13 protein-coding genes are annotated in these 15,329 nt (G+C 70.4%); 5 read left to right on the top strand and 8 right to left on the bottom strand.

Going from position 1 to position 15,329, the window contains the following annotated elements:
• Nucleotides 1-34: 34 nt before the first annotated feature.
• From OHA68_RS08895 to OHA68_RS08880, 4 genes are all read right to left on the bottom strand, one after another.
• Nucleotides 35-283 (bottom strand): hypothetical protein, encoded by a 249-nt coding sequence (locus tag OHA68_RS08895; RefSeq protein ID WP_049572779.1) that lies wholly within the window; start codon nucleotides 281-283, stop codon nucleotides 35-37.
• Between the two features lie 120 nt (nucleotides 284-403).
• Nucleotides 404-1,453, bottom strand: coding sequence for a LacI family DNA-binding transcriptional regulator (locus OHA68_RS08890; RefSeq protein ID WP_327107173.1), 1,050 nt, complete (start codon nucleotides 1,451-1,453; stop codon nucleotides 404-406).
• A 542-nt stretch (nucleotides 1,454-1,995) separates the two neighbouring features.
• Complete coding sequence (bldC, locus tag OHA68_RS08885) at nucleotides 1,996-2,199, bottom strand: developmental transcriptional regulator BldC (RefSeq protein WP_013133571.1); 204 nt, start codon at nucleotides 2,197-2,199, stop codon at nucleotides 1,996-1,998.
• Between the two features lie 323 nt (nucleotides 2,200-2,522).
• Nucleotides 2,523-3,386 (bottom strand): hypothetical protein, encoded by an 864-nt coding sequence (locus OHA68_RS08880; protein ID WP_327107172.1) that lies wholly within the window; start codon nucleotides 3,384-3,386, stop codon nucleotides 2,523-2,525.
• 104 nt (nucleotides 3,387-3,490) lie between these two features.
• Between OHA68_RS08880 and OHA68_RS08875 the strand changes: the two genes are divergently transcribed.
• Nucleotides 3,491-4,570: a Glu/Leu/Phe/Val family dehydrogenase gene (locus OHA68_RS08875; protein WP_327107171.1), complete on the top strand. Its 1,080-nt coding sequence runs from the start codon at nucleotides 3,491-3,493 to the stop codon at nucleotides 4,568-4,570.
• A gap of 152 nt (nucleotides 4,571-4,722) precedes the next feature.
• The gene (locus OHA68_RS08870) at nucleotides 4,723-4,953 is read left to right on the top strand and encodes a DUF3073 domain-containing protein (RefSeq protein WP_327107170.1); all 231 of its coding nucleotides are present in this window, start codon (nucleotides 4,723-4,725) and stop codon (nucleotides 4,951-4,953) included.
• A gap of 98 nt (nucleotides 4,954-5,051) precedes the next feature.
• Here OHA68_RS08870 and purM read toward each other — a convergent pair whose 3' ends face one another.
• The gene (gene purM / locus OHA68_RS08865; RefSeq protein ID WP_327107169.1) at nucleotides 5,052-6,077 is read right to left on the bottom strand and encodes a phosphoribosylformylglycinamidine cyclo-ligase; all 1,026 of its coding nucleotides are present in this window, start codon (nucleotides 6,075-6,077) and stop codon (nucleotides 5,052-5,054) included.
• Entirely contained in the window at nucleotides 6,074-7,510 is a 1,437-nt protein-coding gene (gene purF / locus OHA68_RS08860) for an amidophosphoribosyltransferase (protein ID WP_327107168.1), read from the bottom strand. The genes purM and purF overlap by 4 nt, the downstream gene beginning before the upstream one ends.
• Before the next feature lie 1,331 nt (nucleotides 7,511-8,841).
• Between purF and OHA68_RS08855 the strand changes: the two genes are divergently transcribed.
• On the top strand, nucleotides 8,842-9,294 hold the full coding sequence (locus tag OHA68_RS08855) for a DUF4190 domain-containing protein (protein ID WP_327107167.1): 453 nt from the start codon (nucleotides 8,842-8,844) through the stop codon (nucleotides 9,292-9,294).
• A gap of 83 nt (nucleotides 9,295-9,377) precedes the next feature.
• Here OHA68_RS08855 and OHA68_RS08850 read toward each other — a convergent pair whose 3' ends face one another.
• Nucleotides 9,378-9,824, bottom strand: coding sequence for a sterol carrier family protein (locus OHA68_RS08850; RefSeq protein WP_225277845.1), 447 nt, complete (start codon nucleotides 9,822-9,824; stop codon nucleotides 9,378-9,380).
• A 112-nt stretch (nucleotides 9,825-9,936) separates the two neighbouring features.
• On the opposite strand from OHA68_RS08850, the gene OHA68_RS08845 reads away from it, so the two are divergent.
• Together OHA68_RS08845 and OHA68_RS08840 are read left to right on the top strand one after the other, a co-directional pair.
• On the top strand, nucleotides 9,937-11,994 hold the full coding sequence (locus OHA68_RS08845; protein ID WP_327107166.1) for a PhoX family protein: 2,058 nt from the start codon (nucleotides 9,937-9,939) through the stop codon (nucleotides 11,992-11,994).
• Nucleotides 11,995-12,028: 34 nt separating this feature from the next.
• Nucleotides 12,029-13,900 (top strand): ABC transporter ATP-binding protein, encoded by a 1,872-nt coding sequence (locus tag OHA68_RS08840; protein WP_327107165.1) that lies wholly within the window; start codon nucleotides 12,029-12,031, stop codon nucleotides 13,898-13,900.
• On the opposite strand, the gene OHA68_RS08835 is transcribed toward OHA68_RS08840, so the two are convergent.
• A complete protein-coding gene (locus OHA68_RS08835; RefSeq protein ID WP_327107164.1) occupies nucleotides 13,870-15,288 on the bottom strand; it encodes an MFS transporter in 1,419 nt (472 codons plus the stop codon). The genes OHA68_RS08840 and OHA68_RS08835 overlap by 31 nt on opposite strands.
• Nucleotides 15,289-15,329 lie beyond the last annotated feature (41 nt).

Here is a 15,329-nt window from a genome sequence, read left to right as displayed (position 1 = left end):
GCGCAGTATGCGCCGAACCACCACACCCCGGCCCTCACCAGACGTGTTCGCCGACCTCCTGGCGCTGGAGCAGGGCGGCCAGTTCCCGCGCGTCCTCGGCGTCGAGGCCGAGGACGACGCGGGGACGGCCCCACGGGTGGTCGAGGGAGTGGGCGACGTAGCTGGCGACGGACTCGGCGCCGACGTCGGTTCCTCTCCCTCGTCCGGCCCGCCACTGCGCCCAGGCCCGTTCGAGCTCGGCCGCGGCACGCTGGGCGCACGACACCAGTTCTGGATCACGCATGGCTGTCCCCCCGGATCAGATCGTGGCCGGATCGAATCCGGCCACAACTAGCATGACCCTGGTGAGTCAACCGCCATCCGGCGGTGTCGCGAAGCATGTTGACCCAGCCTTGGCCTGCTCTTAGGCCCGTCCCGTGCTGCGGCGCACGATCAGTTCCGGAGTTATCTCGCGCAGGCGGGCCGGGGTGGCAGGGTTGGTGATCCGGTCGCTCAGCAGCGCGGCGGCCGTCCTGCCCATGGTGCGGCGCGGCTGGTCGACCGAGGTCAGCGAGATGCGGCCGGACGCCGAAAGGTGCGTGTTGTCATAGCCGACCACCGACAGGTCCTCGGGCACGCGCAGGCCCAGTTGGTCGGCGGCCGACAGCACGCCGAGCGCCACCACGTCGTTGGCGGCGAAGATCGCCGTGGGCCTGGGGTCGCGGGTCAGCAGGGCGAGCGCCGCGTCCCTGCCGCCGCTCTCGGTCGAGTCCGCGGCCTCGACCATGATGTACGGCGCGAGCGCGTGCCTGCGCATGGCCACCAGGTAGCCCTCGCAGCGGGAGGAGCGCGCGCCCTCGATGTGCGCGATGCGCTTGTGGCCGGATTCGACCAGGTGGTCGATGGCCAGCCGGGCGCCGAGCTGGTCGTCGTCGACGACGATGTCGACGCTTTCCAGATCGATGTCACGTTCCCCTACGACGACCGTCGGGGTGTAGGCGGTGGCCTCGATGAGGGTCTCACTGGTCGGCGCGATGCCTAACAGGACCAGTCCGTCGACCCTGAGCTCCAGGAAGGCCTCCACGGCCTCGTCCTCGAAGGCGGGGTCCCACTGGCTGTTGCCGATCAGCATGCGCAGGCCGTCGCCGTGCAGGCTCTCCTGCAGCCCGTCGAGGAACTCCGCGTAGAAGGGATTGTGCAGGTCGGCGACCAGCGCTCCGATGAGGTGGGTGCGGCCTTCGACCAGGCTGCGCGCCACCGCGTTCGGCCGGTAGCCGAGCTCGCGGGCGGCCTGTAACACGGCCTGACGCCGGTGCTCGCTCACGTGCGGGGATCCGCGCAGCACGAGTGAGACCAGCGATTTGGAGACGCCGGCTCGTTCGGCGACGTTCCGGATGGTGGGTCTTGGCCGAGGCAGCGTATCTACCTCTCTCAGCTTGGTGATGGTTGAAGTCTTGACTGGCGGACCTGACATGTGTCTCCCCCGCGATGCGAAGTTGGGCACCTGTCTCACCAAACGATCGAGTTCGCCGCAGGGTACGGGTTGATGCGCGGGATGCCGCTAATCGGTCGATCGCCGCGACGAGTGGTGGCCACCGGAAGGACGGCACGGTGGGCTTCAGGCTCCTGCGGGGCGGTTGTCCGGCGCGGGTGACCTGCGCGGATGGCCCGTACGGCGGTCAGGCGCGGTTGTCCGGCACGGGGCCGAACCGGTGCCGCGCACGACGCTGAGGTCGTGGATCGAGACGGCGGGGACGACGAGCGGACGGTGTTTCACCGCGCTCGGCGCGGCGGCCGGCTATGACACCGAGCTCGACAGGCGGTGGACGGTCTGGCTCTGCGAAGAAGAGCGGTCGACGGTCTGGCTCTGCGAAACGGTCTGGCTCTGCGAAGAAGAATGGCGCCGGGCGGGCGGCGCCAACTCCCCTCGCGACGTTGTGTCGTCACAGGGGTGGACCGGGTCGCGCCGACCTGGCCCACCGTTCAACCCCCCTGAGGTTCGTGACGACCCTGGCACTACTCCGAGCGCTGCTGCGGAATCCCCGCGAGCAGAGCGCGGACCTCGGTCTCCCGGTAGCGCCGGTGACCGCCGAGGGTACGAATCGACGTCAACTTGCCCGCCTTGGCCCACCGGGTAACGGTCTTGGGGTCGACCCTGAACATGGTCGCGACCTCGGCGGGCGTGAGCAGCGGCTCGGCCTCGGGTGTACGAGCTGACATTTGTGCGGCCTCTCCTCCGTGTGGACCGGCTTCGCGATCCTGTGACTGCCTGTGCGCCTGTCACGGATGTCCCCCTATGGTCCAGAGCGTGCGGCTTTTCTGGGCCATATGCGGTATCACCCGATGTGACCATACCGCCACGCAGAGCGATTGGCGAGCCCCTCTTTGGGCTCAACTGCCTGCCCCCATGGCGATGTCACGCTCGGTGATTCTAGCGACACGTTTCGTGGTATCGCAGTGAAAACGGCAAACTACTCAGTTCGCAGAAGAGAGCAGCCGCGAGTCGTGACCTACTCATGCAGGTCAGACGGTCCTATTGGGGTTCAGTTGGCAGATTCCAGAAGTTGCATTGACTTCCAGCGAAGGATGACCCTCTGATACATGGCATAGGCAAGTTCTTCTTGACCCGTGTCCAGCCCTGTCAAAGCGGCCGAAAGCTCCGCGACGGACTGATCCGCCTGCAGCGCGTCGTCGTCCATGAGATGCACCAGACCGCCGTAGTCGAGCTCGACCAGCGAGTGCGGATGGAACTCCTCCAGCCAGCGCGCGATGTCCTCTACGTCGAAGTTGGGGGCGGTATCGCCCAGATGCCGGCGCATCACCTGCAGCGCCCGCGCCGCCCGCCTCCTGGCCTGCGCCATGGAGGTGACGTAGATGAGGTTGCGCCCCGTGGCGGTGGTCACGTCCTGGCCGGGGGTGGCGGAGCCGAGCACCAGCCAGCGCTCGTTGCCGTCGAACGGCACGAACCACGACGGTGGCACGTGCCAGGCCGTGGTCCGGATGTGCGTGCGCAGCATCGAGGAGTCGCCCCTGCGCTTGTAGCGATCGAAGTCGTCGACCGTCTGCTCGGCGATCGCCTGGGGGACGAAACGGTCCATCAGCTTCGCGGGAGTGCCGCCGCGAAGCCGTGAGAACGCCAGCCACGAGCGCAACCGGGTCTGCCACGGGCAGACGTACAGTCTGTCCTCAACTCGCCGCAGGTAGGCGTTGGGGCTCTCCTGTGATGGAACGGGTTCTGGGGGCATGCCGAGCAGTCGCCTGAGCGACTCCGCGTGCTCGGCGTGCAGGGCGTTGGCGCGGCGTGGACGGTCGCGCGAATCGGCGTAGTCGGCCCAGACCTTGCGCTCGGATTCGGCGAACGCGGTCAGCGGCTCATAGACGCGGAGGTAGGCGGCATAGGGCAGCACGGAGGCATCGTGTCATGAAGACAAGCCGCTGTGCATAGCGCCTACTACGCTGTAAGGCGATCTCCGCCGCAAAGGTGCGGCGGACCGGACAGGGAGTCACTACCGTGACCGACGTCTTCAGTTCGTCCCACAAGGACGTTCACGAGCAGGTCGTGTTCTGCGCCGACGAGCAGAGCGGCCTGCGTGCCATCATCGCCGTCCACAGCACCGCACTCGGCCCGGCGCTCGGCGGCACCAGGTTCTATCCGTACGCAGACGAGCATGCGGCGCTGGCCGACGTGCGCAATCTCGCCAGAGGCATGTCCTACAAGAACGCGCTGGCCGGGCTCGACCATGGCGGCGGCAAGGCCGTCATCATCGGCGACCCGAGCCGCGACAAGAGCGAGGCGCTGCTGCGCGCCTACGGCCGCTTCGTCCAGTCGCTCGGCGGGCGCTACATCACCGCCTGCGACGTCGGCACCTACAGCGAGGACATGGACCTCATCGCCCGCGAGTCACGCTTCGTGACCGGCCGCACCCTCTCCCACGGCGGCGCCGGCGACTCCTCCATCCTCACCGCGTTCGGCGTCTTCCAGGGCATGCGCGCCTCGGCCGAGCGGGTCTTCGGCACGCCGTCGCTGCTCGGCCGGCGGGTGGGCGTCGAGGGCGTGGGCAAGGTCGGCCACCGCCTGGTGGACCTGCTGCGCGAGGACGGCGCCGAGGTGGTGATCTGCGACGTCAGCGAGCAGGCCATCGAGCGCGTACGCCGGCGCCACCCCGAAGTCGACGTGGTGGCGGACGCGCGGGCCATGACCGGGGCCGACCTCGACGTCTTCGCCCCCTGCGCCCTGGGCGGCGCGCTCGACGACGCCACCGTGGCCAGGTTGCGGGCCAGGATCGTCTGTGGCGCGGCCAACAACCAGCTCGCCCATTCCGGCGTCGAGAAGCAGCTCGACGAGCGGGGCATCCTCTACGCGCCCGACTACGTCGTCAACTCGGGCGGCGTGATCCAGGTGGCCGATGAGATCGGCGGATTCGTCATGGAACGAGCGCGCGCCAAGGCGGCCCAGATCTACGACACGACTCTGAAGATCTTCGGGATCGCCGCGGACGAGGGAGTCCCTCCGGCGGTCGCAGCGGATAGGCTGGCCGAGCGCAGAATGTCAGAAGTCGGGCGTCTAAGGGGCATTTGGCTGGGCCGCTGATGGCCCGCGCCCATACGACGTACCGAGCTGGGCACAAAACAGGTACGGTAATAGGCGAACGATAGGCTGACGTCCACAGTCAGGGCGACGTCAGTGTGTGGTGCGTTAGCGACGAGGGGTCGGGGACGACCCCACACGAGGGGGTCGAGCCAATGGGGCGCGGCCGAGCAAAGGCCAAGCAGGTCAAGGTTGCTCGCCAGCTGAAGTACAACAGCGGTGGCACTGATCTTGACCGACTTCGCGACGAACTCGGGGTCGGCGAGCCCGACCATAACGACGACGCCGACGACATCAACGACGAGCTGGCGGATCGGTATGCCGATTACGCCGAGGGCTATGGCCCCGGAGACGACGACGATGGTCGCACGTCCGGACGCCGCTAGCCGTTCTTCAGCGTGAGAATGGACACGCGCTCCGGCGCGGGTCCATTCGTTCAAGTGCGTCGAAGCCCCACGGGAGACCGTGGGGCTTTCGTCGTGTCCTAGCCGTACACCGCTTCGCCGGCGCCCGGGACGATCTCGCCCAGGACCCACGCGGGCAGGCCCCGGTCGGTCAGCAGCCGGATCGACTCGTCGGCGGCCTCGGGTGCGACGATCGCGGCCATGCCGACGCCCAGGTTGAAGGTGCGGTCCAGGTCCCTCTGCTCGATCCGGCCGTGACCGGCCAGCACCTCGAAGATGGCGGGCGGGGTCCACGACGAGCGGTCCAGCACCGCGCCGAGGTGGCCCGGCAGGGAGCGGGACAGGTTGCTCTCCACGCCGCCGCCGGTGATGTGCGCGTAGGCGTGCACGTCGACCGAGCGGGCCAGCTCCAGGCAGTCGAGTGAGTAGATGCGGGTCGGCTCCAGCAGTTCCTCGGCCAGTGGCCGCCCCAGCTCCGGCAGCACCGTGTCGAGATCGAGCGAGGCGTTCTTGATCACGTGGCGGACCAGCGAGTAGCCGTTGGAGTGGACGCCGGACGAGGCCAGGCCCAGCACCACGTCACCCTCCCGCACCCGGGAGGGGCCCAGCATCCGATCGGCCTCCACGACCCCCGTGCCGGCGCCCGCGAGGTCGTACTCGTCGGCGCCCATCGCACCCGGGTGCTCGGCGGTCTCGCCGCCCACCAGGGCCGCGCCCGCCAGACGGCAGCCCTCGGCCACCCCGCCGACGATCTCGGCGATCCGCTCGGGCACGACCTTGCCGCAGGCGATGTAGTCGGTCATGAACAGCGGCTCGGCCCCGCACACCACGAGGTCGTCCAGGACCATCCCGACCAGGTCGATGCCGATCGTGTCGTGCTTGCCCCACCGTTGCGCCAGCATCACCTTCGTGCCGACGCCGTCGGTGGAGGTGGCCAGCAGGGGCCGCCGGTAACGCAGCAGCGCCGAGGCGTCGAACAGCCCGGCGAAGCCGCTGTCGTCGTCGACCACCTCGGGCCTGCGTGAGCGGGCCACCTTGTCCTTCATCAACGCGACGGCACGCTCACCCGCCTCGATGTCCACCCCGGCGGCCTCGTAAGTGCTCACGCCTTGCTCTCCAACACGAACTTGCCGACGTTGTCCTGGTCGATCGGGATGGGGTACGAGCCGTCGAAGCAGGCCCGGCAGAGCCGATCCGCGGGGATGGTGGTGGCCTCGGTGAGCCCTTCGAGCGAGATGTAGCCGAGGCTGTCGGCGCCCAGCGAGGCGCGGATCTCCTCGACCGAGAGCGAGCCCGCGATCAGCTCGGCCCTGGTGGCGAAGTCGATGCCGTAGAAGCACGGCCACGACACGGGCGGCGAGGAGATGCGTACGTGCACCTCGAGCGCGCCCGCCTCGCGCAGCATCTTCACGATGGCGCGCTGGGTGTTGCCGCGCACGATCGAGTCGTCGACCACGACCAGCCGCTTGCCCTCGACGACCTCGCGCAGCGGGTTGAGCTTGAGCCGGATGCCGAGCTGGCGGATGGTCTGCGAGGGCTGGATGAACGTGCGGCCCACGTAGGAGTTCTTCACCAGGCCCTGGCCGTAGGGGATCCCGCTCTCCTGGGCGTAGCCCACGGCGGCGGGGGTGCCGGACTCCGGTGTCGGGATGACCAGGTCGGCCTCGACGGGGTGCTCGCGGGCCAGGACCTTGCCCACCTCGACCCGGGTGACCTGGACGCCGCGCCCGGCGATGGTGGTGTCGGGGCGCGCAAGGTAGACGTACTCGAACAGGCAGCCCTTGGGCTCGGCGAGCGCGAACCTGCGCGAGCGCACACCGCGCTCGTCGATCGTGAGCATCTCGCCGGGCTCGACCTCGCGGACGAAGGTGGCGCCCACGATGTCGAGCGCCGCCGTCTCGGAGGCGACGACCCAGCCTCGCTCCAGCCGGCCCAGGACCAGCGGGCGGATGCCCTGCGGGTCACGCGCGGCGTAGAGCGTCTTCTCGTCCATGAACACCAGGGTGTAGGCACCCTTGACCTGCGGCAGCAGCTCGGCGGCGGAGTCCTCGATGGAGCGGGTGCGGTCCTGGGCCAGCAGTGCGGTGAGCACCTCGGTGTCGGTGGTCGCCCTGGTGGCGCCCGGGGCCAGGCGCTGGGCCAGCTCCGGAGTGTTGATCAGGTTGCCGTTGTGGGCGAGCGCCAGCCCGCCGACGTCGGTGGAGCTCAGCGTCGGCTGAGCGTTCTCCCACACGCTGGAGCCGGTGGTGGAGTAGCGGCAGTGCCCGACGGCCAGGTGGCCGCGCAGGGTGCCGAGCACCGACTCGTCGAAGACCTGGGCCACCAGGCCCATGTCCTTGTAAACGAGGATGCGGCTGCCCTCGCTGACTGCGATGCCCGCGGACTCCTGGCCGCGGTGTTGCAACGCGTACAGCCCGTAGTAGGTGAGTTTGGAAACTTCCTCGCCTGGCGCCCATACGCCGAAGACGCCACATGCGTCCTTCGGTGCGCGGTCATCGGGGTCCAGGTCATGACCGAGTCGGCCGTCGCCCTTCAGCACGTACTTCAGTCTAGGTCGGCGGCTCTCGTGCTCGCACACCAGGGCCAAGATCAGGCCAGATCGGGTGTTCAGGGCCTTGCGTGCGATCTCGCCTCTGGTGGGTCCGTTTTCAGGTGTATGTCTCGTCTGTGGGGGGTTCGCTTTCGCTTGTACGGGGTTCTTCGCGGGGGTGTGGGGGATGGTTGATTCGGGGCTCTGGGTGACGCGTACGGGATGTCCTCATCTTGCCTGTGGCCTGCAGATTTAGCACAAAGTGAGCCAAGATTGACCAGGGTCTTACCGTGTCGAAGGGTTTCGATGGCGGCTTCCGCGAAAAGGTGAAGTATCCGGCATTCAACCCATCGGGAGACGCGGACGTGACCACACCTGGGGACCCGAACCAGCCTCGCGGGCGCGAGGACCGTCCAGACCCGGACGAACCCAGCCGTGAGCCGGCCTCCCAGCCGCCCGAGGAGGTTCCCTGGTGGTCCGAGGGCACGCCGGAGGAGCCACCCGCCCGCGAGCCGGATACGGCGGCGCGTCGCTATACCGAGGGACGTGTTCCCGAGGAGGAGCCGGGCGAAGAACCCATCACGCCCGTCCCACCGGTCGTCCCACCCACCGACCGGCCACCCACCGACCGCCCACCCGTCCCCAAGCCTGGCCCGGGCCCAGTTCCCCGCCCAGACCCGAACCCCGTGCCTGACCCAGGACCGGTGCCCGAGCCGGGCCGCCCAGGACCTGAGCCGGAGCCTGGTCCGGGCGGGCCTGGACCGGGGCCTGAGCCTGGTCCGGGCGGGCCTGAACCTGAGCCGGGTGGCCCTGGGCCGGAGCCTGGTGGTGGTCCCGGCGAGCCGCGGCATCCCGATCTGCCTTCCTCACCCGAGGTCCCCGAGCCCACCCAGGTCTCTGACGAGACGGACGCCGAGCGTACGGTGCGCTTCGACACCCGCGACCGCCCCAGCGGGCCCCAGCCTCGCCCGCCCGGCAGCACCCCGCCCTACCCCGGCTGGGAAGAGACCGACACAGGTGAAGAGCCAGGCCCCGAAGTCGCACGGCCCCCGTCTCGCTTCGACCCGCCACGGGAGGGCACCGGCGCACCTTCGGGTCCGTACGGGCAGGCCCCTGGTGCCACACCCTCGGGTCCGTACGGGCAGGCCCCAGGGACCACACCTTCGGGTCCGTACGGACAGGAGCCCGCGCCTTCGGGGGAGGCTGGGCAGGAGCCTGGTGCCGCGCCCGCCGGCCCATACGGACGGGAGCCTGGCGCCGCGCGGGCGGGTGCGTACGGACGGGAGTCGCAGGAAGGCGGCGGGCCGGCCGGTTCGTACGGGCAGGCGCAGGAGCCCGCGGTGCCGGGGACCTCGCCGTCCAGCCCGTACGGCGGACCGCCGGGAGCCGGCCCTGTCTACGGCGCTCCCGGCGGAGGGGCCGCCTACCCGCCGCCGCCCGGATCGGCGGGACCGTCGCAGTATCCGCCCGACTGGCGACCGCCCGGCCAGCCGGGCAACGGGCTGGCCACGGCGTCGCTGGTGCTGGGGGTGGCCAGTCCATTCCTGGTCTTCGTCTGCTTCATCGGCCTGCTCACCGCGATCCTGTCGATCGTGTTCGGCATCGTGGCGATCGCCAGGCAGACGGGCAAGGGCCGGGCGATCACCGGGATCGCGTTCAGCGTGCTCGCCCTGATCATCTTCGCCGCCCTGGCCCTGTGGTTCTACAGCGTGGTCCAGGAGTGCGGCCAACTCCCCAACGGGCTCGCCGAGCGCTGCCTGGAACAGCGCATCCCCTGGCTCGCCACCGGCTGAGCAGGGACAGGTGGTCCGCCGGCCTGGCGCGGCCGGCTAGACGGGTGGCAGGGACAGGTGGTCCACCGGCCTGGCGCGGCCGGCTAGACGGGTGGCAGGGGTAGGTGGTCGGAGAGGTCGGCGCGGGCGCCGCTGGCTGAGACGGCGCCTCGGGCCATCGCCTCGGCCCAGGTGACCCGCCCGACCGCCAGCTCGATCCAGGTGCGGGCGTCGGTCTCCACCACGTTGGGCGGCGTGCCCCGGGTGTGCCGGGGCCCGGCGATGGCCTGTACGGCGGCGTACGGCGGAATGCGCACCTCCACGGTCCGGCCGGGCGCGACGGCGGTGAGCCGGTCGAGCAGGTGCCGCACGGCCTGGCGGGCGGCGTCGCGTTCGGGCCGCAGGCCACGGTCGTAGGCGGCGAGGACGGCCGCCACGAGCGCGTCGGCCAGCGCGGTCGCGGGGCCGTCGTAGGGCGGCTCGTCGAGCGCGACGAGTTGGGCGTCGAGGGCGGCTCTGACCTTTTCCGGGTCCAGTTTGCGTGGTGGCACCGGCCCATTGTGCTCCCCGGAAGCGTTCATCGTGCCGGAGGGTGCCGTTCACCTGCGGTTATCGCAGCGACCGTAGTGTCCCGGCCGAAGACCGCACTATCTTGGAGGACTTGTGGCGAATCTGTCGCCGCGCCGGCTGCTGCCGCTGCTTTCCACCCCGCACAAGGGTGGCCGTTCCGCGATGACCTGTCAGTTCCGGTGCGGCAACGCCTGCGCGCACGATGTCGCCAACACCAGCGGCAACCCCTACTTCGGTGACGTGGCCGAGCAGGCGCTGTCACGGCGGGGCGCGCTGCGCGCGGGCGCGCTCGGCGCGCTGGTGGCGGGGGCCGGGGTCGTGGGTGCCGCGCCGGCGTTCGCCGATCCGGCCGAGCCCGCCGCGAAGCACGGCGGCCAGGGCGGTCCGGGTGGCGGCATCTCCTTCGAGCCCGTCCCGCCCAACACCGACGACGCGCTCCGGGTGCCCCGTGGCTACCGCTCGTCCGTGGTGGTGCGCTGGGGTGACCCGGTGCTGCCGGACGCGCCGGCGTTCGACTTCGACGACCAGAGCGCCGAGGCCCAGGCCAAGCAGTTCGGCTACAACTGCGACTTCGTCACCCTCTTCCCGCTGGGCCGCGACCGGGGCCTGCTCTGGGTGAACCACGAGTACACCGACGAGGCCCTGATGTTCCGCGGGTACACGACCGGGGACGCCGCCACGGAGGAGCAGATCAAGATCGCGATGGCCGCGCACGGCGGCGCGGTCGTCGAGGTGGAGCGGGCGCGCACCACGGGCCAGTGGAAGCTGGTCACCAAGGGCCGCCGCCGCTACAACCGGCGCGTCACCGCGCGGACGCCGATGCGGTTCACCGGCCCGGCGGCCGGCAGCGACCTGCTCAAGACGACCGCCGACCCCCGTGGCGTCAAGCCGCTGGGCATGCTCAACAACTGCGCCGGCGGCACCACCCCGTGGGACACGGTGCTGACCGCGGAGGAGAACTTCAACCAATACTTCGTCAACGGCGACAAGGTGCCCGCGGAGCAGGCGCCGTACATCGCCCGGTACGCGATCCCGTCGGGCGTCTCCGGCCGTCGCTTCGACCGGATCGAGGAGCGCTTCGACCTGGCCAAGCACCCGAACGAGGTCAACCGGTTCGGGTGGATCGTGGAGATCGACCCGTTCGACCCGGACGCGACGCCGATCAAGCGGACCGCGCTGGGCCGGTTCGCGCACGAGGCCGCCACCACGTCGCTGGCCCGCGACGGCCGCCTGGTGGTCTACATGGGCGACGACTCCCGCTTCGAGTACGTGTACAAGTTCGTCTCGAAGGAGCGCTACCGCCGCGGCAACGACCGCCACAACCGCACCCTGCTGGACGAGGGCACGCTGTACGTGGCCAAGTTCACCGGCGACAGCCCGGCGGCGGAGATCGACGGCTCCGGCAAGCTGCCCACGGACGGCGAGTTCGACGGCTCCGGCGAGTGGATCCCGCTGGTCACCGGTGACAAGTCGCACGTGGCGGGCATGACGGCCGTCGAGGTGCTGGTCTACACCCGGGTCGCCGCCGACAAGGTGACGGCCACGAAGATGGACCGCCCGGAGGACGTGGAGCGCAACCCGGTGACCGGCGCCGTCTACGTCGCGCTGACCAACAACAGCAACCGCGCCGCGGCCCAGACGGACGAGGCCAACCCGATCGCGCAGAGCAAGCACGGTCACGTCCTGGAGATCGTGGAGCGGCGTGACGACGCGGCGGCCACGACGTTCGCCTGGTCCATCCCGCTGGTCTGCGGTGACCCGAACGACGCCTCGACCTACTTCGCGGGCTACGACAAGTCCAAGGTGTCGCCGATCTCCTGCCCGGACAACCTGGCCTTCGACCGGGACGGCAACCTGTGGATCTCCACCGACGGCAGCCGGCTCGGCGGGCATGACGGCCTGTTCGTGATGCCGGTGCGCGGCCGGGAGCGGGGCCACGTGCGGCAGTTCCTCACGGTCCCGATCGGGGCGGAGACCTGCGGCCCGATGGTCACCGAGGACCAGCGCAGCGTGTTCGTGGCGGTGCAGCACCCGGGCGAGGTGGACGGGGCGAGCCCGGACCAGCCGGCCAGCCGCTGGCCCGACGGTGACCAGCCGCGTCCGGCCGTCGCGGTGGTGTGGCACGACAAGGGCAAGAAGATCGGCAGTTGACCTGAAGTTTACTTGAGGTCCTAGTCTCCATGTCATGAGCATGGAAGTGACCGCGTGGCACCAGCTGTATTCGCTGAACAACAACCCGGAGCGTCGCCAGGTGTCGAAGGCGACGCTCCGCCGTGTCTGGGGGTTCGCCAGACCGCACCGCGGCAGGATCGCGGTCTTCCTGGCGCTGAGCGTGGTGATGGCGGCGCTGGCGGTGGCTCCGCCGGTGCTGGCCGGCCGGGTGCTGGACGCGATCGGGCAGAGCGCGCCGCTCGGCGTGGTGGTGGGCCTGGCCGCCCTGATCGCGGGGCTGGCGGTGGCCGAGGCCGGGCTCGGCCTGCTGACCCGGTGGCTGTCGGCCGGGCTGGGCGAGGGGCTGATCCTGGACCTGCGCACCGCCGTGTTCGACCATGTGCAGCGGATGCCGGTGGCGTTCTTCACCCGGACGCGTACCGGCGCGCTGGTCAGCCGGCTCAACAACGACGTGATCGGCGCGCAGCGGGCTTTCACCGACACGCTGTCCAGCGTGGCGGGCAACGTGGTGACCTTGCTGCTGGCGCTCACCGTGATGGTGGGCATCTCCTGGCAGATCACCCTGCTGGCGTTGCTGCTGCTGCCGGTGTTCGTGCTGCCGGCCCGCCGGATGGGCGTCAGGATCGCCCGGCTCAGGCGCGAGGCGGCCGACCACAACGCGACCATGGCCACCCAGATGACCGAGCGGTTCTCGGCGCCGGGCGCGACGCTGGTGAAGCTGTTCGGCAGGCCGGCCATGGAGTCGGCCGACTTCGCCGCGAGGGCCAGGCGGGTGCGTGACATCGGGGTGCGTACGGCCTTCACCCAGTCGGTCTTCGTCACCGCGCTCACCCTGGTGTCGGCGCTGGCACTGGCGCTCGTCTACGGCCTGGGCGGCTTCTACGCGCTGCGCGAGCAGCTCGACGCGGGCTCGGTGGTGGCGCTGGCGCTGCTGATCACCCGCCTCTACTCGCCGCTGACCGCGCTGGCCAGCGCTCGGGTGGACGTGATGAGCGCGCTGGTGAGCTTCGAGCGGGTCTTCGAGGTGCTCGACCTGGAGCCGCTCATCAAGGACCGGCCGGGCGCGGGTGAGGTGCCCGCCGGGCCGGTCGGCGTGGAGTTCGACGAGGTGCGCTTCGCCTACCCCTCGGCCGACAAGGTGTCGCTCGCCTCGCTGGAGGAGGTGGCCGCGCTGGACAGCCGCGGCGGGGTCGACGTGCTGCACGGGGTCTCCTTCACGGCCGAGCCGGGCCAGATGGTGGCCCTGGTGGGCTCCTCCGGCGCGGGCAAGTCGACGATCGCGCAGCTCCTGCCGAGGCTGTACGACGTGGACGCGGGCGCGGTCCGGATCGGCGGCGTGGACGTACGGGACCTGACCGCCGACTCCATCCGCGAGGCGCTCGGCATGGTCACCCAGGACGGCCACCTGTTCCACGACTCGATCAGGGGCAACCTGCTGTTCGCCCGCCCGGAGGCGAGCGAGGAGGAGCTGTGGGACGCGCTGCGCAGGTCCCGGCTCGCCGCCCTGATCGAGTCGCTGCCCGACGGGCTGGACACGGTGGTGGGCGAGCGCGGCTACCGGCTGTCCGGCGGCGAGCGCCAGCGGCTGACGATCGCCCGGCTGCTGCTGGCCGGTCCCCGGGTGGTGATCCTGGACGAGGCCACCGCGGCGCTCGACTCCACCTCGGAGGCCGCCGTACAGGAGGCGCTGGCCGAGGCGCTGGACGGGCGGACCGCCGTGGTGATCGCGCACCGGCTCTCCACGATCCGCGCCGCCGACGTCATCCTGGTCATCGAGGACGGGCGGATCGTGGAGCGCGGCACGCACGCCGAACTGCTCGCCGAGGGCGGGCGCTACGAGGAGCTCTACCGCACTCAGTTCGCCGACCCGGCCATCACGGTCTGAGGCCGCTCCTCCTTCTTCGGGGTACGGCTCTCGCGCAGCGTGGAGAGGGCGACCGGGATGCCTGCCAGCACGACCACGGCCGCGATCACCAGGGTGAACTGGTAACCCTCCAGGAAGGCGGTCAGCGGCGGCCCGTCGCTCGCCGCCTGCCTGGCGGTCAGCAGCGCGCCCAGGACGGTGATGCCGAGCAGCCCGAACACCTCCCTGAAGACGTTCAGCACCCCGGAGGCCACCCCTGACCGTCCCGCCGGCATCCCGCTGAGCACGGCGGCGGTCAGGGGCACCATCAGGCCGCCGCCGAGGCCGTACAGCATGAACCAGGGGAGCACGTCGGAGTAGCCGGCGGCCGCGCCGACGCCGGAGAGCATCAGGATGGCGGCCCCCATGAGCGTCATCCCGAGCGCCACCGTCCGCCCGATGCCGAGCAGCGAGCTGATCCGCTGGGACAGCACCGCCACCACCGCCATGATCAACGCCATCGGCACGAAGGCGGCCCCGGCCTCGGTGGGGCTGAAGCCGAGCACGTTCTGCAGCCAGAGCGCGCTGAAGAAGTAGATGCCGAACACCCCGAACGACCAGATGCCGCTGGTGATGGCGCCACCGGTGAACTGCCTGGCCCGGAAGAGCGACAGGTCGATCATCGGCTCCGCGGATCTCCTCTCGACCAGCACGAACGCGGTCGCGGACAGCAGCGTGACGGCGACGGCGGCCAGGATTTCCGGCGAGGTCCAGCCGGCGGCCTCGCCCTCGATGAGCGCGTAGGTCAGGGCGAACAGCGCGAGGGCGGAGGTGGTCAGGCCCGGCAGGTCCAGGCGGTGCCGTACCCGGGTGAAAGCGGGCCGTACCGCCCACAGCGCGAGCCCGAGGGTCACCGCTCCGATGGGCACGTTGATCAGATAGATCCAGCCCCAGTGCAGGTTCTGGCTGATGAAGCCGCCGGTGACGGGGCCGAGCGCCATGGACAGCGCGCCGGCCACGCTCCAGATGCCGACGGCCCTGCCGCGCTCGGCCGGGTCGGGGAAGATCTGGGAGAGCAGGGCCAGCGAGGTCGGGGTGAGCAGCGCCGCGCCGACGCCCTGCGCCGCGCGGGCGGCGATCAGCGTCCCGCCGCTGGTCGCGAGCCCGGCGCCGAGCGAGGCGAGGGTGAAGATGATCAGGCCGGTGACGAACACCCGCCTGGCTCCGTACAGGTCGGCGAGTCTGCCGCCGACGAGCATCAGCCCGGCGAACACCAGGATGTAGCCGCTCACGATCCACTCCAGGCCGGAGATCGTCAGCCCTAGCTCCCGCTGGATGGTCGGTAAGGCGACATTGCCCACGTTGTTGTCCAGCGCGGTCATGAAGGCGCCGAGCGTCATCGCGATCAGCGCCCACCATTTGCGGTCCACGACAGTCCCCCTATACGTCGTACTTGTACGTCGTATAGTTG

Origin of the sequence: Nonomuraea glycinis (assembly GCF_035920485.1) — a bacterium.
GTDB lineage: Bacteria > Actinomycetota > Actinomycetes > Streptosporangiales > Streptosporangiaceae > Nonomuraea > Nonomuraea glycinis.
This window is presented reverse-complemented; position numbering and strand designations above follow the sequence as displayed.